This window comes from Streptomyces sp. NPDC107765 (assembly GCF_055657085.1).
Genome location: NZ_JBVKBL010000004.1, coordinates 334,732 through 356,402 on the forward strand (window position 1 = coordinate 334,732; position 21,671 = coordinate 356,402).

Genomic DNA, 21,671 nt, shown 5'->3' on the forward strand with positions numbered 1-21,671 from the left:
CCGCCCCGGCGCGTTCCCCCGCCCGTTTCCGGAGCGTGCGCCATGGTGGACTGTCCGGGTGCGAAACGATGCGGATCATGACCGGAGCGGCTCCGGCCCCGAACGGCCGCTGACGGAGAAGCCGTTGCTGCCGGTCGAGGCCCGCCGTGCGGCGGCCTGGTGCGTGGTGGCGCTGCTGGTCGCGTCCGTGCTGGCCGTCGGCGTATGGCTGTGCGTCTTCCTGAGCGCGGCGGTCACGCCGGTGCTGCTGGCGCTGCTCGGCAGTGCGCTGCTCGGGCCGCTCTACCGGCGGCTGGTGGCGATGCGGCTCAACCGCTCACTGGCGGCCGGATTGACCTGCGCCGTCCTGCTGGTGGTGGTCGGCGGCGCCGGATACGTCGTCGTCAGTGCGCTGGTGGACACCGGGGACCAGATCATCGCCTCGCTCAAGGATGCCGGCCAGGGCCTCTCCAAGAACTTCGGCACGGCCGGTGCGTCGCTCGGCGATCTGGCCTCCAACGCCAAGAGCCTGGTCACCAGGTTCGGCGGCGAGGCCGCCTCCGGGCTGCTGGCCGGGGTCAGCGTCGTCGGCCAGTTCATCGCCGCCGCGGTCCTCGCCCTGCTGCTGACGTTCTTCTTCCTCCGCGACGCGGACAAGGCCGTCCGCGCGCTGCACGACTGGGCGCCCGGCAATTCGGGGCCCCAGCTCGAACGGATGGCCCGCCGCGGCTTCCAGGCCATACAAGGCTTCATGCGCGGCACCACCTTCATCGCGCTGATCGACGCCCTGTGCATCACCGTCGGCCTGCTGATCCTCCAGGTGCCGGGCGCACCGGGCCTGGGCGCACTGGTCTTCGTCGGCGCGTACATCCCCTACCTCGGCGCGTTCATCTCCGGCGCGGTGGCGATCCTGGTCGCGTTCGCCGACCGGGGCTTCGTGATCGCGCTGTGGGCGCTCGGTGTCGTCCTCGCCGTCCAGGTGCTGGAGGGCCACGTCCTGCAGCCGATGATCCAGAGCCGCACGGTCCAGATGCATCCGGCGACGGTGATGCTGGCGATCACGGCCGGCGCGAGCGTGGCCGGCATCCTCGGCATGCTGCTGTCCGTCCCGCTGACCGCCGCGGTCTCCGGCGTCCTGCACGAACTGCGCAAGCACTACGCGGCGGACTCGGACTCCGCCTCGGACTCCGGCTCCGGCGACACCGGGCCCAGCGCGTCCCCCACGTCCTCGTAGAGCTCGAACCACGTCGACTTGCCGTCCCCGCGCGGATCCACGCCCCACCTCCCGGCCAGCAGCTCCAGCAGCACCAACCCCCGGCCCGAGGAGGCCAGTTCGCCGGGGCTGCGCCGGTGCGGCAGCTCGTCGCTGCTGTCGGAGACGTCGACCCGGACCCGGCGGGCGCCCCGCTCCCCGGAGATCTCGGCGACCAGCAGCGCGTCCCCGTCGGTGTGCAGCAGGACGTTGGTGACCATTTCGGAGACCATCAGCACCGCCGAGTCGACCTGGTCCGGGTCGGCCCAGTCGTGCAGCACCTCGCGGACCTGCCGGCGCGCCTCGGCTATCCGGTGCGGTTCGGCCTGGGCCACGGAGAGCGCGGTGCGCCGTACGGGCTGCTGCGCCAGCAGTCCCCCGGTGCCGACGCCGCAGCTGCCGCCCTCACGGCACAGCAGCAGAAGGGCGATGTCGTCCTCGCGGCGGTCCACCAGCGGCCCGGTGGTGTGGTGCGAGGGCGGCCCGTGCACGGCCTGGACCAGGGCGTCGGCGAGCCGTTCCAGGTCCCCCGCGTCCGCGCCGACCTCGTGCGACTCGATGATGCCGCGCAGTCGCGACCATCCGGTCTCCAGGTCGTGCCCGCCGGTCTCGATCAGCCCGTCGGTGCAGACCATCATCGTTTCGCCGGGCTCCAGGACGAGGCGGGTGGTGGGGTAGTCGGCGTCCGGGACGATGCCCAGCGGCAGCCCGCCCGCGGTCGGACGGATCAGCATCGTCCCGTCGCACAGCCGGATCGCCGGTTCGGGGTGGCCGGCCCGTGCGATGTCCAGCAGCCCCGTCGACGGGTCCACCTCGATGTACAGACACGTGGCGAACCGCTGGTCCTCGCCGTGGCCGCGGAACTCCGTCGCGTTGATCCCGGCCAGGAACCGGGATGCCCGCGAGAGCACCGCGTCCGGGTGGTGCCCCTCGGACGCATAGGCCCGCAGCGCGATCCGCAGCTGCCCCATCAGGCCCGCGGCCCGTACGTCATGACCCTGCACATCCCCGATGACCAGCGCGATCCGGCCCGACGGCAGCGGGATCATGTCGTACCAGTCGCCGCCCACCTCCAGCCCGCCGCCGGTCGGGACGTAGCGCGCCGCGACCGTCATCCCCGGGATGTCCGGCTGCACCGTCGGCCGCATGCTGCGCTGCAGCCCGAGCGCCAGCTCCTGCTGTTCCTCCTGCATCCCGGCCCTGGCCAGCGCCTGCGCCAGCATCCGGGCGACGGTGGTCAGCACCGAGCGCTCGTCGGGCGTGAAGGCGACCGGCTCGGCGAACCCCGCCATCCAGGCACCGATCGTCCGGCCCGCGTTGACCAGCGGCAGGAACGCCCAGGACGTCCGGCGGAAGCGGGCGGCCAGCGGCCAGGTGGCCGGGTAGCGGCCGCGGTACTCCTCGGGCGTGGGCAGATAGACGGCCCGGCCGGTGCGGATCACCTCCGCGGCCGGGTACTCCGTCTCCAGCGGCATGTCGAGGAACGGCTGCTCGTCGCCGGGCCGGTGGCCGTGGTGGCCGATGACCGACACCCGGTCGCCCTCGATCCCGAAGACCGCGAGTCCCTCCGGCATGAAACCGGGCATCGACAGCCCCGCCGCCACCCGCAGTACCTCGGCGGTGGACCGGGCCTCGGCCAGCGCCCGCCCCGCGTCCAGCAGGAACGCCTCGCGCGAGCGGCGCCGGTCGCCGGTGATCGTGGTGTGCGCGGCGGAGGTACCGGGAAGTGGCCCGGGCACCTCCTGGAGGGTGCCGACCAGCTCGAAATCACCGTCGACCATGCGGGGCCGGGACCGGGAGCGGACCAGCCGCAGCACCTGCCCCCGCTCGTCGACGACCCGCAGCCGGGCCTCGGCCAGCGTCTCCTCGGCGGCCGCGAGCTGCACGATCCCGTTGACCTCGGCGAAGTCGACGGGATGAAAACGGGAACGCACCGCCGCCTCGGTCAGCTCCACCGGCTCGGCCGGCAACCCGAGCAGCCGGGCCGCTTCGGCGTCGAGGCTCACCCGTCCCGTGGCGTTGTCCCAACGCCAGAGGCCGGTCGCGAGGGCAGCCAGGAGGTCCTTGGTGCGCATTGCCTCACTTTAGGAGTGTTTGCCGGAGGCCGACCAGAGAACGGAACGTGACCCTCGTCGCAGTCGCCGCCCCCGGCGTACCCGGTGATCGCGCCGGAATCGCGCCGGAATCGCGCCGGAATCGCGCCGGGAGCGCTCCGGGAATCGCTGATGCGTATATGTCAACGAAGTGGCGGGGGCCGGGGCGGTAACCTGGAGCGGTTATGTCAATCCTGGGGTGGCCTTTCGGGTGATCCACGGGGAGAGCGGCCGGGCGTGAAGCACCGGACCCCGACCCCCGCCCCCCTCCCGACAACTCCTCACCTCGACACTCGCGACGACTTGGATGAGCGATGCACCGGTACCGGTCCCATAACTGCGGCGAGCTCCGAGCCGCGGACGTCGACACCGACGTCCGCCTCAGCGGCTGGCTGCACAATCGTCGTGACCTGGGCGGCATCCTCTTCATCGATCTGCGCGACCACTACGGTCTCGTCCAGCTCGTGGCCCGTCCCGGCACCCCCGGCGCCGAGGCGCTGGACAAGCTGACGAAGGAGACGGTCGTCCGCGTCGACGGCAAGGTCGTCTCGCGCGGCGCCGAGAACGTCAACCCGGAGCTGCCCACCGGCGAGATCGAGATCGAGGTCACCGAGGTCGAGGTCCTGGGCGCGGCCCAGCAGATCCCCTTCACGATCAACGCGGACGACGGCGTCAACGAGGAGCGGCGCCTGGAGTACCGCTTCCTCGACCTGCGCCGCGAGCGCATGCACCGCAACATCATGCTGCGCTCGGCGGTCATCGCGGCCATCCGTCAGAAGATGGTCGCCCTCGGCTTCAACGAGATGGCGACGCCGATCCTCAGCGCCACCTCCCCGGAGGGCGCCCGCGACTTCGTCGTGCCGTCCCGTCTCCACCCGGGCAAGTTCTACGCGCTGCCGCAGGCCCCGCAGCAGTTCAAGCAGCTGCTGATGATCTCGGGCTTCGACCGGTACTTCCAGATCGCGCCGTGCTTCCGCGACGAGGACGCCCGCGCGGACCGTTCGCCGGGCGAGTTCTACCAGCTCGACGTCGAGATGTCCTTCGTCGAGCAGGAGGACGTCTTCCAGCCGGTCGAGAAGCTGATGACCGAGCTGTTCGAGGAATTCGGCGGCGGCCGGCACGTCACCTCGCCGTTCCCGCGCATCCCGTTCCGCGAGGCGATGCTGAAGTACGGCTCAGACAAGCCGGATCTGCGCGCCCAGCTCGAACTGGTCGACATCACCGACGTCTTCGAGGGCTCGGAGTTCAAGGCGTTCGCGGGCAAGCACGTCCGCGCGCTGCCGGTGCCGGCCGTCCAGGACCAGCCGCGCAAGTTCTTCGACCAGCTCGGCGACTACGCGGTCCAGCAGGGCGCCAAGGGCCTGGCGTGGGTGCGCGTCGGCGAGGACGGCTCGCTGACCGGCCCGATCGCCAAGTTCCTCACCGAGGAGAACGTCAAGGTCCTCACCGAGCGCCTCGGGCTGGAGGCCGGCCACGCGGTCTTCTTCGGCGCGGGCGGGTTCGACGAGGTCTCGAAGATCATGGGCGCGGTCCGCGTCGAGGCCGCCAAGCGCGCCGGCCACTTCGAGGAGAACGTCTTCCGCTTCTGCTGGATCGTCGACTTCCCGATGTACGAGCGGGACGAGGAGACCGGCAAGATCGACTTCTCCCACAACCCCTTCTCGATGCCGCAGGGCGGCATGAAGGACCTGGAGGAGAAGGACCCGCTGGACATCCTGGGCTGGCAGTACGACATCGTCTGCAACGGCGTCGAGCTGTCCTCCGGCGCGATCCGGAACCACGAGCCGGACATCATGATCAAGGCCTTCGAGATCGCGGGCTACGACCGTGAGACCGTCGAGGAGAAGTTCGCGGGCATGCTGCGCGCCTTCCGCTTCGGCGCCCCGCCGCACGGCGGTATCGCCCCCGGCGTCGACCGCATCGTCATGCTGCTCGCGGACGAGCCGAACATCCGCGAGACCATCGCGTTCCCGCTGAACGGCAACGCGCAGGACCTGATGATGGGCGCGCCGACCGAGCTGGAAGAGGCCCGGCTCAAGGAGCTCCACCTCAACGTCCGCAAGCCGCAGGTGAAGTAGCCGTCACCGGCAGGGGCCGGACCGGCTCCCGCCAGGCCGCAGGGGCGGTGTTTCACGTCGTTCGTTTCACGTGAAACACCGCCCCTCGCCCTCTTACGGCCCGGTGCCTCGGGCGTGCACCGCGCGGCCCCTGTGCTCCAACCGCACCACACATGTGGCCGGGTGGGCGCCGCCCCCGCAGGGTGGTGCCCATGCAGCAAGCCAGCCTCCTCCCCGGCACGACCGGCCTGGGCCCGTGGGACCGTCCGACGCGCCCCGCACCGGGCAGTGATCTGCGATGGCTGATCACCGTGGCCGCCGTCTTCACCGCCGGGCAGCTCTATTTCGCCGTCTCCACCCCCGGCTTGGGATGGGACGAGACGGTCTATGTCAGCCAGGTCGACCCGCACACCCCGGCCGCGTACTTCAGCGCCCCGCGGGCCCGCGGTGTCACCCTCCTCCTCGCCCCGGTCGTCGCCCTCACGACCTCGGCGCCCGCGCTGCACTGCTACCTCGCGCTGCTCTCCGGCGCCGCTCTCCTGCTCACCCTCTGCATCTGGCGGCGCCTGCTGCCGCCGCCCGTCCCGGCGCTCGGCGGCGCGCTGTTCGCCGGGCTGTGGGTCACCCTCTTCTACGGGCCGCAGGCCATGCCCAACCTGTGGGTCGGCTACGCCGCGCTCATCGCCACCGGCTGCTTCCTGCTCGCGGTGCGCCAGCCGCCCGTACAGCTGGCCCCGGGGGCCGGTCGGGGCGCCGCCACCGGCCTCGCCGCCGCGGTGGCACTGGTCGCGCTGATGCGCCCCACCGACGCCGTATGGCTGGCCGTTCCGCTCTTCCTGGCCGGCTTCGTCGTACCGACCTGGCGCCGGTCCACCGTCCTGCTCGCCCTGCCGGCCGGTCTCGTCCTCGGATGCGCCGAGTGGATCATCGAGGCGTACGTCTCGTACGGCGGCTTCCCCGCCCGGCTGCGGCAGGCCGCGGAGATCCAGGGCGGCCTCGGCTGGCACCCGTCCTTCGCCGACCACGCCCGGGCGCTCCAGGGAAAGACCCTGTGCCGCCCCTGCCACCTGGCCTGGGAACATCCGGTGGCGGCGGCATGGTGGTGCGTGCTCCCGCTGGCGGTGTTCGGCGCGGTCTGGGCCGCGGTACGCGCCCGCGAACCCGGCGGCGCGCCGCACCGCTACGGACCGGTGTGGCCGCCCGGCCACGGACCGCACCCCGGCCGGCGCGACGCCCTCCGGCTCGACCCCGTACGGCTGGGCAGCCTCGTCCTGGACGCGGCCCGAGCCAACCGCCTCGGCACCGGCGGCGCGGGCCAGCGGGACGGGCAGAGCTGGCCGACCCTCCGCCTCCACGACCCCGACGGCTCGCTGCACCGTTACGGCGCGGCACCCGTCGTGCTCCCGTCCCTGGTCGGCCTCTGCCTCGCCGCCCCCTACCTCCTGGCGATCGACTACGCCGCCCCGCGCTTCCTGCTGCCCGCGTACGCCCTGCTGATGATGCCCGCCGCCTGGTTCCTGTGCCGGCTGGCACTCCTCCCCCGCCGGCGGCACGCCGCGGCGGTGGCCCTGCTGGCCCTCGTACTGCTCGGCCACGAGGCGGTCCAGCTGGCGATCCTGCACAAGATGCAGCGCGGCACGGTACGCGCCCAGACCGACATCGGCCGGATCGCCCGGACCCTGCGCACCGCCGGTCTCCGGCCGCCGTGCGCCGTCAGCGGCGAGGAGGCGGTCCGCGTGGCGTACCAGGCCGGCTGCGCGTCCCGCCAGCCCGCCGGCCACGACGCCAGCATCACCCCGGCCGCCCTGACCCGGCTCGGCGCCCGCCGCCCCGCCGCCGTCCTCCTCACGGCCGGCCACCGGCCCCCGCACTACGCCCGCGGCTGGCGCAAGGTCCCCCTTCCGCCGACCCCCGGCCTGAAGCGGCTGACCGCCTACGTCTCACCGGGCACCAAGCCCTGAGCGCCGCCCGCCCGCAGCCGACCCCACAAAGCACCTGCGCCCGCCCCACCCTCAAGGGCGGGACGGGCGCATACAGGCAGGTGACCAGGAGGGTCAGCCCTCCGCACCACCGAAACGCTCGCGGTACGCGTCCAGGTCCTCCTCGGTGATCTTCGCGAAGAGCACCGGCGGCACTGTGAACGGCGTCCCCGCCGGCACCGACGCCAGCGCCTTCGCCTCGTCCTGCGAGACCCACACGGCAGTGTCGTCCGCCAGCGCGAACGCGCTCCGCATCGCCTTCGCCGACGCCGGGATGAACGGCTCGGAGACCACCGCGTACAGGTGGATCAGGTTCATCGCGGTGCGCAGCGTCAGCGCCGCCGCGTCCTTGTCCGTCTTGATCTCCAGCCAGGGGGCCTTCTCCTCCAGGTAGGAGTTGCCCGCGCTCCACAGGGCGCGCAGCGAGGCCGACGCCTTGCGGAACTGCAGCGCCTCCATGTGGCCCTCGTACTCCGCCAGCAGCCCGGCGATCTCCTCGCCCAGCTTCTGCTCCGCGGCACCGGCCTCGGCACCCGCCGGAACCTCGTCGCCGAACCGCTTGCGGGAGAACGACAGCACCCGGTTGACGAAGTTGCCGAGCGTGTCCGCGAGGTCCTTGTTCACCGACGACGAGAACAGCTCCCAGGTGAAGGAGGTGTCGTCCGACTCCGGCGCGTGGGCCATCAGGAAGTAGCGCCAGTAGTCGGCCGGCAGCAGCTCCAGCGCCGCGTCCGTGAAGACGCCCCGGCGCTGCGAGGTGGAGAACTTCCCGCCGTAGTAGTTCAGCCAGTTGAAGGCCTTGAGGAAGTCGACCTTCTTCCACGGCTCGCGGGTCCCCAGCTGCGTCGCCGGGAACATCACGCTGTGGAACGGCACGTTGTCCTTGGCCATGAATTCCGTGTAGCGGACGTCCTCGGCCTCGTACCACCACGACTTCCAGTCGCGGTTCTCCGGGTCGACGTCGGCCCACTCCTTCGTCGCGCCGATGTACTCGATCGGCGCGTCGAACCAGACGTAGAAGACCTTGCCCTCGGCCGCCAGCTCCGGCCACACGTCCGCCGGCACCGGGACGCCCCAGTCCAGGTCACGGGTGATCGCCCGGTCCTGCAGGCCCTCGGTCAGCCACTTGTGCGCGATCGAGGAGGCGAGGGTCGGCCACTCCTTGCTGCCGTTGCCCTCCAGCCAGCCCTCGACCTCGTGCTGCAGCTTCGACTGGAGCAGGAACAGGTGCTTGGTCTCCCGCACCTCCAGGTCACCGCTGCCGCTGATCGCCGACCGGGCGTCGATCAGGTCGGTCGGGTCCAGCACCCGGGTGCAGTTCTCGCACTGGTCGCCGCGCGCCTTGTCGTAGCCGCAGTGCGGACAGGTGCCGACGATGTAGCGGTCGGGCAGGAAGCGGTCGTCGGCGACCGAGAAGACCTGGCGGATGGCCCGCTCCTCGATGAAGCCGTTCTCCTGCAGCTTCCGCGCGAAGTGCTGCGTGAGCTCGACGTTCTCCGGCGAGGAGCTCCGCCCGAAGTAGTCGAACCGCAGCCCGAAGCCCTCGTAGATCGCCTTCTGCTTCTCGTGCTGCTCACCGCAGAACGCGTCGACCGACTGCCCGGCCTCCTTCGCCGCGAGCTCGGCCGGGGTCCCGTGCTCGTCCGTCGCACAGATGTAGAGCACGTCGTGCCCCCGCTGCCGCAGATACCGGGAATACACGTCGGCCGGGAGCATGGACCCCACCATGTTGCCCAGGTGCTTGATCCCGTTGATATACGGAAGGGCGCTGGTGATGAGGTGTCGAGCCATTGCCGGCTGCTCCCAAGTCGCTACGGTGAGTGAGGATTTGCTTTACGGAACGTCAATATCGTACTGGACGGGGTGGGGGTGCCCGCGCGGTTGTTTTGCAGTGCGGACAGCGTCCGCGGCGGCTCGACGGCGGGGGGCTCGCCCTTCTGGCAGGGGCGCGGGCTGCCGCAGCCGGCCCCTCCCCGGACAGCCACGCGGCCGCGGCCGGGCCGTGGGGCCCGGCCGCGGCCGGAGGGGGTAAGGGGGACCAGGGCGGGTCAGTCGTCCTTGAGGACCTTGGCGGTGCGGGCCTCGGTGAGCCACTCGGGGAATTCGACCATCAGCTGCTGGTAGAGCTCGTCGTGGGAGAGGCTGCGGGGGTCGCGGCCGGCGTGGAAGAAGCCGGCGTTGTCGACCGCGCGCTTTTCCGGAACGGTCAGGTCGTCGAGCTTGCGGAGGAAGTCGAAGCCCTTGGCCTCCGGGTCGCCGAAGCCGATGAACTGCCAGAAGATGGGCAGCTTCGCCGCCTCGCAGAGTGCCTTTTCGGCGGCCGGCTTGGAGGTCGGGGCGCCGTCGGTCTGGAAGATGACGAAGGCCGGGGCGGTGGTGCCGGACTTCTTGTAGTGGTCGACGACGGCGTTGACGGCCCAGTGGTAGTTCGTACGCCCCATGTGGCCGAGGCCGGCGTGCAGTTCCTCGATGCGGCCCTCGTAGTTGGTGAGGTCCAGATCGGCGGTGCCGTCCACGTCGGTCGAGAAGAAGACGACGGGCACGGTGGGCTCGTCGTCGAAGTGCGCGGAGAGGGCGAGGGCCTGCTCGGCGAGGTTCTGGACCGTGCCGTCCTTGTAGTAGTTGCGCATCGAGCCGGAGCGGTCGAGGACGAGGTAGACGACGGCACGCTGGGCGGTGAGGCCGTGCTTCTCCAGGGTGGCGCCGGCAGAGGTGTGGAGGGGGCGGAGGCCGGCGGGAACTCCCTTCGCCTTCGGGACGGTCGCGGCCTCCGGCTCCGGTGCCGCTTCGGCCTTCGGGGCGTCCTCGGCCTTCGGTGCCGCTTCGGCCTCCGGGGCCGGCTCGAGGTCCGTCGCGTCCTCCGCCTTCGTCGCGTCCTCCGCCTTCGGGGTGGACTCGGCCTCGGGCTCGACCTCGACCTCGACCTCGGGCTCGGCTGCCGGGGTTTCGGCTGCCGGCTCCGGCGTCGCGTCCTTCACCGGCTCCGGCTCGGCCTCAACCTCGGCCTCAACCTCGGCCTCAGCCTCCACCTGCTCGTCGGCCTCCGCCTCCGGCGCCACGGTTCCGGCGTCCGTCGTGGCCGCCGGTTCGGCGATCGCCTCCGCCTCGGGGGTGGCCTCTACCTCGGGGGTGGCCTCTACCTCAGGGGTGGCCTCTACCTCGGGCGTGGCCTCTGCCTCAGTGGTGGCCTCTGCCTCAGAAGTCGCCTCCGCCTCAGGGGTGGCCTGCGGTTCGGGGGCGGTGGGCGGCTCCGGCTTGGTGGTCGGGGCCGGGTTGTCGAACGCCTGGCTCACGAGGTCGGAGGCGGCGGTGTCGGGCGCGGCGGTGTCCGCCTCGGGGGTGGGGGCCTCGGCCTTGTCGTCGTCCTTGGCCCGGGGCTCTGCCGCGTTCTCCCGTACGGGCGGCTCCTCGTCCACCGGGGAGCCCTGGGCAGGCAGGGTGGCCGTCGTGGGCGTCGGGGCCGGCTCGGGGCTCGGGTGCTCCGCGGGTGCCGTGCGGGCGGCCGGGACCTCGGCCTCGGCAGGCTTGTCGGACGGCTTGGGGGACGTGGCGGGCGCGGCCGGGGTGGACTCCTCGCGGGCCTCGGGGATGGTCGCGGATTCCGGGGCGGCGCTGTTCTGTGCCGCGCCGGATTCTTCACGGGTCGCCTTGGAGCGACCGAAAGCGTTGCGCAGCAGACTCCGAATGCCCATCGGCGAACCTCTCTTGCGTGTGGTGGGTGCGGTGCGGCGTATGTCCGTGAAGCACGGACATGTCCCTGACCAGGACGGATACGTAAGCGTAGCGGCCGGGAGCGGCCTCATCGTGGGACCCTGCGGCTCGTGTGGTGGGCCATCCGTGGGCTGTTCGGGGGCCATTTAGGGCGATCCGGTGTCGGGTCGGGTTTCGGCCGGGGTCGTCGCGACATCGCTGTGGCACGGCGCCGGGATATCACATCCATGACGGCAGGACCCCGGGGGCGGAGCGTGGAGGCCGCGGCGGAGGGGGAGTTGGTCCGGACCTGTGCCGGTGCGAGGGGTTCCGGGGAGCCTTCCGGGGTGCTCGCACATCACGCCGCGGAAACGATGTGGCAAGAGGTAAGTAAGAACTGAGTCGTTCAGGTATCCGATGCGCAGGTGTGCCCGTCTTCTCCGGTGACCATTGTCCGGAGCCGCCCGTTGTGCCTTAGGCGGCCGTAAGAAGGCAAGAACCCTTCCGAGGGTGACGGGAGATGTGGGCGCATGGGGCTGACCAGTCAGTCGCTCGAATACACGGTGATCGTGCTGGCGGTTGCCTGCGTGGCCGCCACGGTGTGGCTGTGGCCCCGGCTGTCGCGGCGCGGGATCGGACCCGTCCTGGGCCGGCTGGGCGCCATCGTGGTCACCCAGGTGTCCATCGTGTGCGCGCTCGCGCTCGCCGTGAATACGAACTTCGAGTTCTACGGCAACTGGGACGAGTTGCTGGGCAACAACGAGAAGGCGCCGCCGGTGGCCGTGAGCCAGGGCGGCGGGCAGTACGCGTCCGTCGGGAACATGAAGGGCGGGCTGATCCAGCCGGCCGGCCCCCAGGGGCTGGACCGGGTGACCGGCCTGCCCAAGGGGCCCGCCAATCGGGTCGGCAAGACCGAGTCCGTACGGATCATCGGGCGCCGGACGCGGGCCATCAACCCCGGGTTCGTCTACCTGCCGCCGCAGTACTTCCAGCAGCAGTACCGCCGGCAGCGGTTCCCCGTCATGGTCGTCATCAGCGGCTACCCGGGCGGGATCATGAACCTCGCGCAGCATCTGCAGGTACCGCAGAACGCCGGCCGGCTGATCTCCCAGGGGCGGATGCAGCCGACCGTGATCGTGATGGTGCGGCCGACGATCGCACCGCCGCGCGACACCGAGTGCGTGGACGTGCCGGGCGGGCCGCAGGCGGAGACGTTCTTCACCAAGGACCTGCCGGACGCGATGAAGGCGACGTACCGGGTGGGTCACGACCCCAGCGCCTGGGGCGCGTTCGGGTACTCGTCGGGTGGTACGTGCTCGCTGCAGCTGGCGATGCGCAACCCGAAGGTGTACACCTCGGCGGTCTCGCTCTCGGGCGACTACGCGATCAAGGACGACCTGACCACCGGCAGCCTGTTCGGCGCCGGGCCGGAAGGTGCCCAGCGTGAGCGCGAGCACGACCTGCTGTGGCGGCTGAAGCACCTGCCCGCGCCGCAGGTCTCCACGCTGGTCGCCAGCAGCCGTAAGGGCGAGGCCGATTACGGCGCCACCATGCAGTTCATCCACGCGGTCAAGGCGCCGATGACGGTGGACTCGATCATCCTGCCGCAGGGCAGCCACCAGTTCACGACCTGGCGGCGCGAGGTCGTGCCGGCCCTTGAGTGGCAGAGCCAGCAGCTGACGTTCCCGCAGGACACCGTGCCGCTGCCGGCGCAGCGCAAGCCGGGGGCCAAGGTGGGCCAGGGCGGCGCCCCGGCGAAGCCGACCGGGCCGGCCAAGGCCCCCGGGACGGCCGATGACAAGGGCCGTCGGCGGGTGGAGGCCGAGCGGCCGCAGGGCTGAGCGAGCCCGAACCCGCCGGAACGCACTGGTAGTCATAGCCGTGAGCCCGGCCCCTTCGTGGGGCCGGGCTCACGGCATTCCCGGGCGGGCCGGCGTCCCCGCGCCGGTAACGGCCTTCGCTGCTACGGCCGGTACACCATCCCCGGCTCCGGCTTCGCCGGGGAGAGCAGCCGGGAGACCGTGACGATCGTGTAGCCGCGCTTCTTCAGCTCCTTGAGGATGCCCGGGACGGCCGGGACCGTGCCCGGGTAGATGTCGTGCAGCAGGATGATGCCGTCGCGCTCGGTCTGTTCCAGCACCCGCTTGGTGATCAGCGCCGAGTCGTTGGTCTCGTAGTCCTTGGCGGTCACGCTCCAGAGGACCTGGGCCAGTCCGAGTTCCTTGCTGACCTCGGAGACCGTTTGGTCGGTGCGGCCCTGCGGCGGGCGCATCAGCGTGGGCGTCTTTCCGGTGATCTTGCGGACCGCGTCCTGGACCCGGGAGAGCTCGCGCTTGGCCTCGGCGGGCTCGATCTCGGTGAGGATCTGGTGCGACCAGGTGTGGTTGGCCAGTTCGTGGCCCTCGGCGTCGATCCGCCGTACCTCGGCGGGGCGCTTCGCGATGTGGTTCTTGCCGAGCATGAAGAAGGTCGCGTGCACCTTCTCCTTCTTCAGGATGTCCAGCAGGCGGTCGGTGTTCTCGCTGGGGCCCGCGTCGAAGGTGAGCGCGACGCACTTGGCCTTGCGGCAGTCGACGTCCTGACCGCCGCCCGCACCCCCACCCTTGCCGTTCTTCGCTCCGGTCGCGCTGCCCGTCGCGTCGGCGCGGGCGTCGGCCGGTGCGGTCACGTCGTACGAGGCGCAGCCGCTGACGGCGAGGGCCAGGGAGACCGCCGTCAGCAGCCCGGCTATGGAGCTGCGGCGCCTGCGGCCGGTGGTGCGGAAGTGCTTCGGCATACGGGGCTCTCTCGGGTGCTCGTGCTGCGGACGGTGGGGTACGGGACGGCCCGATTGCGGGGGGGCTGCCGCACCTCCCGGACTATACACACGCAGTACACACTCGATGTATACATGGGGTGGAGAGAGCTATGGGCGCGACCCCCGGGGCACGATCGGACGCGTCCGCCGCGACACCCCGACCCCGCCGGGGTGGACTTCTACCGTGACCGCACCGCCGCCGGACGACTGTCTGGCCCGCAACGAGTGGATCTGCGGCGACTACCTGTCCACCCGCCGGCAGATCCTGCTCGACGCGGTCCTCCAGCACGTCCAGTTGACGGTCGTCTCGGTGGCACTCGGGCTGCTGCTCGCGGTGCCCCTGGCGCTGCTGGCCCGACGCCGGCGGTGGACGGTCGGGCCGGTCCTCGGGGTGACCACCGTCCTCTACACGATCCCGTCGCTGGCGATGTTCTCGCTGCTCCTGCCGGTCTACGGGCTGTCCGCTACGCTCGTCGTGGTCGGGCTGGCCCTGTACTCGCTCACCCTGCTCGTACGGAACCTCCTGGCCGGGCTGAACGGCGTACCGGCCGAGGCCACGGACGCCGCCCGCGGCATGGGCTACGGCCCGCTGCGCCAACTGCTCACCGTCGAACTGCCGCTGGCCGTACCCGCCGCGATGGCCGGACTGCGGATCGCGACGGTCTCGGCGGTGGCGCTCACCACCGTCGGCGCGATCGTCGGCTACGGCGGGCTGGGCAACCTCATCTACGCCGGGATGAACTCGTTCTTCAAGGCCCAGGTGCTCACCGCGTCCGTGCTGTGCGTCCTGATCGCGATCGTCTTCGACCTGCTGCTGCTCGGCGCGGAACGGCTGCTCACACCCTGGCGGCGGGCGAGCCGTACGGCGCGGGGACGCCGGGCACGGTGGCGGGGCCGCACCGCCGCCGGGCGCGGACAGCCGGTCACGGCGGCATCGGGGAGGCGGGCGTGAACACCCTCTCGGCGGTCTGGGACTGGCTGAGCACCGGCGCCAACTGGGCGGGGGAGAACGGCGTGTGGCACCGTCTCGTCCAGCATCTCGTCCTCACCGTCTCCTGCCTGGTCATCAGCGCGCTGATCGCGCTGCCGGTCGCGCTGACCCTCGGTCATCTCGGGCGCGGCGGGGCGCTGGCCGTCAATCTCGCCAACGTCGGCCGCGCCGTCCCGACCTTCGCCGTGCTGGTCCTGCTGCTGCTCACCCCCGTCGGCCGGCACGGGCAGTGGCCGACGATCATCGCGCTGGTGCTGTTCGCCGTTCCGCCGCTGCTGACCAATGCGTACGTCGGGATGCGCGACGTGGACCGGGACGTGGTGCGGGCCGCGCGGGGCATGGGGATGACCGGGGCGCAGCTGGTGTGGCGGGTCGAGGTGCCGCTCGCCTTCCCGCTCGTCCTGACCGGCGTGCGGATCGCCGCGGTCCAGCTCGTCGCGACCGCCACGCTCGCCGCGCTGGTCGGCGGCGGCGGGCTCGGCCGGATCATCACCGCGGGGTTCAGCCTCGCCAGCACCCCGCAGGTGGTCGCCGGTGCGGTGTTGGTCGCGGTGTTCGCCCTGCTGATGGAGGCCGGGTTCGAGCTGGTCGAACGGTATGCGCCGGGCGGCTGGGCGCGGGGGCGGGGCCGGTGAGGGCCGGGGCCGCCGCCGTCGCCGCGCTGGGCCTGCTCGCGCTGCCGGTGCTCGCCGGCTGCGCCACCGGCCCCTCCCTGGAGACCCGTTCCCGGATCACCGCCCCGCCGGGGGACAGCCGCGACCTGGCGATCGGCTCGGCCGGCTTCACCGAGAGCGAGCTGCTCGCCCAGATGTACGCGGCCCTGCTCGACCACGCCGGATACCGCACCCACGTCCTCACCGTCGGCAACCGGGAACTGTACGAACCGGCGCTGGAGGCCGGGCAGGTCGACGTCGTGCCGGAGTACGCGGCCACCTTCGCGGACTGGCTCAACGCCAAGGAGCACGGCTCCACGGCGCCCCCCGTCGCCTCTCCCGACCTCGCTGTGACGCTGCGCGCACTGCGCCGGCTGGCCGGGCCCCGCGGGCTGACCGTGCTCCCGCCCGGCCGGGCCGTGGACCAGAACGCGTTCGCGGTGAGCGCCGCGTACGCCCGCACGCACCACCTCAAGACCCTCAGCGACCTGGGCCGCGCCAAACTGCCGGTGCGCCTCGCGGCGGGCGAGGAATGCGTACAACGGCCTTTCTGCGCCCCGGGTTTGCGGAAGACGTACGGGATCCACCTCACCGCCATCGACCCCAAGGGCGTCGGCACCACCCCCGCCAAGCAGGCCGTGCAGAACGGGCAGGACCAGATGGTGCTGACCACCAGCACCGATGCGACCCTGGACCAGTTCGGGCTGGTGCTGCTCGCCGACGACAAGAAGCTGCAGAACGCCGATGACGTGCTGCCCGTCGTCAACCGGGCCCGCGCGGGCAGCGCCCGGCCGGCCGCCGCGCTCAACCGCCTCAACACGGTCCTGACCACGGCTGACCTGGCACATCTCAACGAGCAGGTGGACAGCTGGCGACGGTTGCCGGCGGATGTGGCGCGTCACTACCTGCGGGAGAAGGGGCTGTTGCCGAAGGGCTGAGGCGGGGGCGGGCGGCAGGCGGCGGACTGCGACGGCCGCAGGTTTCACGTGAAACCGGCCCCCTGTTCCTCACCACGGCGTTTCACGTGAAACAGCCGGCCGTGAACGCGCGGGAGAGCGCCTCACTGCGTCGGTACCGAGTCCACCCGCGCCCGGTCCCGCGGCACCCCTCGCTCGTCCGAGTCGATGGTGCGGCGCAGCGCTTCGTGCAGCTTGGTCGGGGTGAGGACGCCGAGGAAGCGGTGGCCGTCCAGGACCGCGATCCAGCCGGCGTCGTGCTTGAGCATCTCGCTGAACGCGGCCTTCAACGTGCCGGTGACCGGCACCCACGCCTCCATCCGGCGGGCGTGCCCGGCGACCGTGCCCCCGGCGCCGGCCAGTTCGTCGGCGCCCACCCAGCCGTGCAGTGCGCCGTCCTCGTCCAGCACCACCGCCCACCGGGCGCCCTCGGCCCGTAGCCGTCGCGCCGCCTCGGACGCCGGTTCACCGAGGCGGGCGAACGGCGGGCGTTCGAGGTCGCCGCGGTCGATCCCGGTGACCGACAGCTGCTTCAACGCCCGGTCAGTGCCGACGAATTCGGCGACGTAGGGGGTGGCGGGGGCGCCCAGGACGCTGGCGGGGGTGTCGTACTGCTCGATCCGGCCGGACCCGTAGACCGCGATCCGGTCGCCGAGCCGGATGGCCTCCTCGATGTCGTGGGTGACCAGCAGCACCGTCTTGTGCATGGTGGCCTGCAGCCGCAGGAACTCCTTCTGGAGGCGTTCGCGGACGACCGGATCGACCGCCCCGAACGGCTCGTCCATCAGCAGGACGGGCGGATCGGCGGCGAGGGCCCGGGCAACCCCGACGCGCTGGCGCTGGCCGCCGGAGAGCTGGTCGGGGTAGCGCGGGCCGTAGACGTCCGGGTCGAGCCCCACCAGGTCCAGGAGTTCGGCGGCCCGGGCCCGTGCCGTGGTCTTCTTCCAGCCGGTCAGGAAGGGCACGGTGGCGGTGTTGTCGAGGACGGTCCGGTGCGGGAAGAGCCCGGTCTGCTGGATGACATAGCCGATCCGGCGGCGCAATCGGACGGGGTCGACGCCGGCGATGTCCGCACCGTCGACGAAGATCCGTCCGCGGGTGGGATCGATGAGCCGGTTGACCATCATCATGGTCGTGGTCTTGCCGCAGCCGGACGGTCCCACGAGGGTCACCAGCTCGCCCTCCTCGACCTCGAAGGACAGGTCGTCCACGGCGGTGGTGCCGTCCGGGTACTGCTTGGTGACGGACTCAAACCGGATCATTGCCTCATTGAATCCCGCTGCTCACGTCCCTTCGCGTCATGCGGGCAATCGGGTCATGCCCCGGACTCTCCGGGCAGCCGGGCAGCCGGGCAGCCGGGCAGTCTCACCGGCCGCCGCCCGGCCGGTGGTCCGGCCCCGGCGTGGGAGCCGGCGCGGCGCCCGGTGCGGGCCCCGGCCGGTCGCACAGTCGGTAGCCGGCGCCCGGCACGGTTTCGATCACCGGGGGGTCGCCGAGCTTGGCGCGCAGCGTGCTGAGCGTGACCTGGACGGCGTTGGTGCGGTAGCAGGTGTGCTCCTCCCACACCTCCTCGATCAGCTCGTCCCCGCTGACCACCGCGCCCTGGGCGCGCAGCAGCACCTCCAGCACCCCGAACTCCTGGCGGGACAGCGGCAGCGGCCGTCCGTCGCGCAGCGCGAGCCGGCGGGCGGTGTCGACGGTGACGCCGGCCCGCCCGATGACCAGCGGCAGCGCGGGCCGGGTCCGCCGGCCCAGCGCCAGCACCCGGGCGAGCAACTCCTCGTACGCGAAGGGTTTGCTGAGGTAGTCGTCGGCGCCCAGGCCCGGGCCCCTGCCCAGACCCGCCACCCGACCCTCCACCCGGTCGGGGACCGTGCCGGACGCGGTGAGCATCAGCATCCGGGTCAGCAGGCCCCGTTCCACGACGTGCCGGCAGATCTCGTCGTCGTACAGGCCGGGCAGATCGCGGTCCAGGACGAGTACGTCGTACGCGTCGAGCCGCATCTTGGCCAGCGCCTCCCGGCCGTCGTGGGCGATGTCCACGGCGATCGCGTCGCGGCGCAGTCCGGCCGCGATCATCTCCGCGAGGAATTCCTCGTCCGCCACCACCAGAACGCGCATGGCGTCATGTGTACCCGAGGGGCACCTTCCTCCGGGGCGAACGTCGTGCGCCGCGACGCCGCGGACCAGGGAATTCACCGCGCTGGAGGGCGGGCCCCCACCGCGGGACCGCCACCGGGCCGCCCCGGCCGGGCGTCCTGCGGGTAGGGCGGCGCGGCGGTCCCCGGCTGGCGGCATGCCCCGGCCCGGCTGGGCGCATGGCCCGGGGGCCGTACGAGTTGCTTCCGCCGCACCGCCTCTCCTCCTGCCGCGTCCGGCCGCACCGGCGTGCTTACGATCCACTCCGGCCACCGGTCGACAGGGTGGAAGGGAACGCCACGATGAGAGCCGTAGCAGTCAGCGCATTCGGTGAACAGCCGCAGCTCATGGATCTGCCGCAGCCCGAACCAGGGCCGGGCGAGGTCCTGGTGAGGCTGTCCGCCGCCGGACTCAACCCCGTCGACTGGAAGATCGCCGACGGCATGTTCGGCGACGCCGTTCCGGTGGCCTTTCCCCTGGTGCTGGGCACGGACGGCGCCGGCGAGGTGCTCGCGATCGGCACCGGGGTCCGGCGGTTCACCGTCGGCGACGCGGTGTTCGGCCAGTTCCAGCGGCCGGAGCGGGGCGGCGGCTCGTACTGCGAACTGGCCCTCGCCGACGAGAACCGCATCGCGCACGCCGCCCGCACCGTCACCTACGCGACCTCCGCGGCGCTGCCGACGGCCGGCATGACCGCGTACAACCTCGTCGAGGAGACCCGGATCGGTGAGGGCAAGCGGGTCCTGATCGTCGGTGCGACCGGTGGCGTCGGCACCTTCGCCACCCAGCTGGCGGCCGGCCGCGGCGCGGAGGTGATCGCCACCGCACGCCCGGCCAAGGCGGAGCTGATGCGCACGCTGGGTGCCGCGGAGACCGTCGACCACACCGCGGGCCCGGTCGCCGACCAGGTCCTCGCGGCCCACCCGGACGGTGTCGACGTGCTGATCGACATGACCGGCGGCCCCGCCGAGTTCGCCGAGCTGACCCGGACCGTACGCGACGGGGGCACCGCCGTCTCGCTGATCGGCTCGGCGGACGCGGACGAGCTGACCGAACAGAACCTGCGCGGTTTCAACTTCGTCAACCGCCCCTCGCCGCAGCTCCTGGAGATCCTGGCCGGGCACGTGGACGCGGGCCGGCTGACGGTCCTCGTCGGCCGCGAGGTCCCCCTCGAAGAGGCCCCCGAAGCCCTGCAGGCCAGCCGCACCGGCCGCGCCCAGGGCAAGACCGTCCTGACGGTCTGAGCGACCCGACCCGGCGTCAGCTCCGGTTCCGCCAGGCCCGGACCGCCGGCGGCCCCGCCGCGGCCAGCACCGCGGTGAGCGCCCCCGCGCCGACCAGCAGCCAGACCCCGGTACGCAGCGGTCCGGTGAGCGCATCGGCGTACGCCCCGGCGGCGGGCCGGGAAACCATCGTGGGCAGTGCCGCCAGCGTGCGGCCGCGCACCAGCGCCAGCGCCACGGCCAGCAGGGCGGCGGCCGCCGCGCAGCCCGTACCGGCACAGACCAGCGCCCGCCGCCGGCGCCGCACCAGCAGCAGCCCGCCGCCCAGACACAGCGCGGCGGCCGGCGGCAGCAGCAGCGCCCCCCTGCGGACGACCTCGTAACCGGCCCGGATCCGCGGGACCTCGCGGGCCCTGAGCAGCACGATCTCCACCCCGGACCGCGGCACCCGGCGGAGCAGGTCCAGCCCCATGCCGTGGTGCGCCACCTCGCGGCGGACCCGTTCGACGACGGGGGTCAGATCGAGCGTGACCGGGGCACGGGGGTCGCCGGACGCGGCGAGGCTGCCGTCCAGCGTCCGGTGCGCGGACCGGTGCACGCCCTTCCACATCGCCGGGAAGCCGCGCCCGGTGACCACCTGCCGCACCTGTTTGGCCACGAACTCCCGGATGCCGCGGGTGAAATGGCGGCGCACCGCGGGCCGACGGGCGGGGCTGACGGCCTTCAGCAGCCCGTCGATCCGGACGTGCGCCATCACCGAGTCCGTCACGTCGTCGACCACGGCCTGCTGCACGGCGGCATTCCCGGCCAGCGGCGCCACCGCCGCCACATAGCCGTCCGTCTCGGTCAGTCGGTACCGCGCCCAGGTGGCGGCCAGGCTCAGCGGCAGCAGCAGCGCCCCCACGACCAGCAGCACCCCGCCGGCCAGCGCGCGCCCCGGCCACCGCGGTCCGGCCGGCGGCCTGTCCCCCTCCGTCACCCGCCCGCCCAGGCGTACGGGTGCGCTCGCTGGCATTGCGTCCTGTCCTTTCCTGCACGGCGATCACGGCGACCACCTTCCAGGCAAGTGCGAACGCCCGGCGCCCGCGACCGGGACCGGTGCCAATGGGTGAGCTCAGCTCTTCACGGTGCGCACGGCCGTCGGCGGGGGGCTCAGCCGGTGGCGCCCGGGCCGGCCGCCCGCCGGCGGCGCACCGCCCGGACCGCCCCCGGCCCGAGCAGCGCCGCGGCCGCGGCGGCCATCGCCCACCACGCCCAGCCACCGCCGTCCGCGTCCTCGGCCCGGGATGCCGGCAGGTCGTCCACATCGCCCGAGCAGGCCAACGGCGCGTAGGAACCGCCCAGGTACACACAGGCGGTGGCGGCGGCCCGCAGGGTCCCGGGCGCGGCGGTGGCGGCGCCGGCGGGACGGTCACCGAGCACGGCCTCGGCGGTGAACACCCGGATGTCGTGCGCCGGCAGATCGGCCCGCCAGGTGACCTTCCGCTCCTCCGTCCCGCGGCCCTCGACGACGCCGTCGGGAGCGGTCACGGAGGTCGTGGTCGCGGGCATCCGCTGCTCGACCCGGACCCCGTGCACGTCGGCGGCGCCCAGGTTGTGCACGGTCACGCGGTAGTCGAGCCGCCGCCCCGCCTCGGCGTCGTCGGTCCCGTCCGTCACCGCGACCGTCACGGAGACGGCCGGCGGCGCCTGCGGCGCCTGCGCGACCTGCGGGACCTGCGGGACCTGTGGTGCCTGCGGGGCGTACGCGAGGGCGGACGGGCCGGGGAGCGGGGCGGCGCACAGCAGCGCGCCGACGACGGCGGTCCTCATGCCGGTTCTCATCCCGCCATCGCAGCATCGCGCCGTCCGCGACCGGTGTC

Annotated in this window: 16 protein-coding genes; 8 read left to right on the forward strand and 8 right to left on the reverse strand. The window is 72.5% G+C overall.

From position 1 onward, the window contains the following. The first annotated feature begins 58 nt into the window (after nucleotides 1-58). A complete protein-coding gene (locus ACZ7MX_RS13110) occupies nucleotides 59-1,213 on the forward strand; it encodes an AI-2E family transporter (RefSeq protein WP_472131617.1) in 1,155 nt (384 codons plus the stop codon). Here ACZ7MX_RS13110 and ACZ7MX_RS13115 read toward each other — a convergent pair. Then, entirely contained in the window at nucleotides 1,135-3,306 is a 2,172-nt protein-coding gene (locus ACZ7MX_RS13115) for an ATP-binding SpoIIE family protein phosphatase (RefSeq protein ID WP_472131618.1), read from the reverse strand. The genes ACZ7MX_RS13110 and ACZ7MX_RS13115 overlap by 79 nt on opposite strands. A 332-nt stretch (nucleotides 3,307-3,638) precedes the next feature. On the opposite strand from ACZ7MX_RS13115, the gene aspS reads away from it, so the two are divergent. Both aspS and ACZ7MX_RS13125 read left to right on the forward strand, forming a co-directional pair. Continuing rightward, nucleotides 3,639-5,402, forward strand: a complete 1,764-nt coding sequence (aspS, locus tag ACZ7MX_RS13120; RefSeq protein WP_472131619.1) for an aspartate--tRNA ligase — start codon at nucleotides 3,639-3,641, stop codon at nucleotides 5,400-5,402. Nucleotides 5,403-5,593: 191 nt separating this feature from the next. Next, nucleotides 5,594-7,342: a hypothetical protein gene (locus ACZ7MX_RS13125; protein ID WP_472131620.1), complete on the forward strand. Its 1,749-nt coding sequence runs from the start codon at nucleotides 5,594-5,596 to the stop codon at nucleotides 7,340-7,342. A 93-nt stretch (nucleotides 7,343-7,435) separates the two neighbouring features. On the opposite strand, the gene metG is transcribed toward ACZ7MX_RS13125, so the two are convergent. Together metG and ACZ7MX_RS13135 are read right to left on the reverse strand one after the other, a co-directional pair. After that, nucleotides 7,436-9,151 carry a methionine--tRNA ligase gene (metG, locus tag ACZ7MX_RS13130; protein WP_472131621.1) on the reverse strand — a complete coding sequence of 572 codons (1,716 nt, stop codon included), beginning with the start codon at nucleotides 9,149-9,151 and terminating at the stop codon, nucleotides 7,436-7,438. A gap of 257 nt (nucleotides 9,152-9,408) precedes the next feature. Beyond that, nucleotides 9,409-11,052 carry a vWA domain-containing protein gene (locus ACZ7MX_RS13135; protein ID WP_472131622.1) on the reverse strand — a complete coding sequence of 548 codons (1,644 nt, stop codon included), beginning with the start codon at nucleotides 11,050-11,052 and terminating at the stop codon, nucleotides 9,409-9,411. A 528-nt stretch (nucleotides 11,053-11,580) separates the two neighbouring features. Here ACZ7MX_RS13135 and ACZ7MX_RS13140 point away from each other — a divergent pair. Further along, nucleotides 11,581-12,891: an alpha/beta hydrolase gene (locus tag ACZ7MX_RS13140; protein WP_472131623.1), complete on the forward strand. Its 1,311-nt coding sequence runs from the start codon at nucleotides 11,581-11,583 to the stop codon at nucleotides 12,889-12,891. 122 nt (nucleotides 12,892-13,013) lie between these two features. Here ACZ7MX_RS13140 and ACZ7MX_RS13145 read toward each other — a convergent pair whose 3' ends face one another. Then, on the reverse strand, nucleotides 13,014-13,826 hold the full coding sequence (locus tag ACZ7MX_RS13145; protein ID WP_472131624.1) for a polysaccharide deacetylase family protein: 813 nt from the start codon (nucleotides 13,824-13,826) through the stop codon (nucleotides 13,014-13,016). A gap of 205 nt (nucleotides 13,827-14,031) precedes the next feature. Between ACZ7MX_RS13145 and ACZ7MX_RS13150 the strand changes: the two genes are divergently transcribed. The 3 genes from ACZ7MX_RS13150 to ACZ7MX_RS13160 are packed head-to-tail and all read left to right on the forward strand — an operon-like array spanning nucleotide 14,032 to nucleotide 16,429. Next, nucleotides 14,032-14,799, forward strand: a complete 768-nt coding sequence (locus tag ACZ7MX_RS13150; RefSeq protein ID WP_472131625.1) for an ABC transporter permease — start codon at nucleotides 14,032-14,034, stop codon at nucleotides 14,797-14,799. Beyond that, nucleotides 14,796-15,473 carry an ABC transporter permease gene (locus ACZ7MX_RS13155; protein WP_472131626.1) on the forward strand — a complete coding sequence of 226 codons (678 nt, stop codon included), beginning with the start codon at nucleotides 14,796-14,798 and terminating at the stop codon, nucleotides 15,471-15,473. The genes ACZ7MX_RS13150 and ACZ7MX_RS13155 overlap by 4 nt, the downstream gene beginning before the upstream one ends. Further along, entirely contained in the window at nucleotides 15,470-16,429 is a 960-nt protein-coding gene (locus ACZ7MX_RS13160) for an ABC transporter substrate-binding protein (RefSeq protein ID WP_472131627.1), read from the forward strand. The genes ACZ7MX_RS13155 and ACZ7MX_RS13160 overlap by 4 nt, the downstream gene beginning before the upstream one ends. Nucleotides 16,430-16,551: 122 nt before the next feature. Here the strand turns inward: ACZ7MX_RS13160 and ACZ7MX_RS13165 are convergent, their stop codons facing one another. Beyond that, nucleotides 16,552-17,709, reverse strand: coding sequence for a betaine/proline/choline family ABC transporter ATP-binding protein (locus ACZ7MX_RS13165; protein ID WP_472131628.1), 1,158 nt, complete (start codon nucleotides 17,707-17,709; stop codon nucleotides 16,552-16,554). A gap of 103 nt (nucleotides 17,710-17,812) precedes the next feature. Continuing rightward, nucleotides 17,813-18,568, reverse strand: a complete 756-nt coding sequence (locus ACZ7MX_RS13170; protein WP_472131629.1) for a response regulator transcription factor — start codon at nucleotides 18,566-18,568, stop codon at nucleotides 17,813-17,815. Between the two features lie 320 nt (nucleotides 18,569-18,888). Here ACZ7MX_RS13170 and ACZ7MX_RS13175 point away from each other — a divergent pair, with 320 nt between their 5' ends. After that, a complete protein-coding gene (locus ACZ7MX_RS13175) occupies nucleotides 18,889-19,830 on the forward strand; it encodes an NADP-dependent oxidoreductase (RefSeq protein WP_472131630.1) in 942 nt (313 codons plus the stop codon). Nucleotides 19,831-19,846: 16 nt separating this feature from the next. On the opposite strand, the gene ACZ7MX_RS13180 is transcribed toward ACZ7MX_RS13175, so the two are convergent. Both ACZ7MX_RS13180 and ACZ7MX_RS13185 read right to left on the reverse strand, forming a co-directional pair. Further along, nucleotides 19,847-20,824, reverse strand: a complete 978-nt coding sequence (locus ACZ7MX_RS13180) for a hypothetical protein (RefSeq protein ID WP_472131631.1) — start codon at nucleotides 20,822-20,824, stop codon at nucleotides 19,847-19,849. A gap of 137 nt (nucleotides 20,825-20,961) precedes the next feature. Further along, nucleotides 20,962-21,621: a hypothetical protein gene (locus tag ACZ7MX_RS13185; protein WP_472131632.1), complete on the reverse strand. Its 660-nt coding sequence runs from the start codon at nucleotides 21,619-21,621 to the stop codon at nucleotides 20,962-20,964. Between the last annotated feature and the right edge of the window lie 50 nt (nucleotides 21,622-21,671).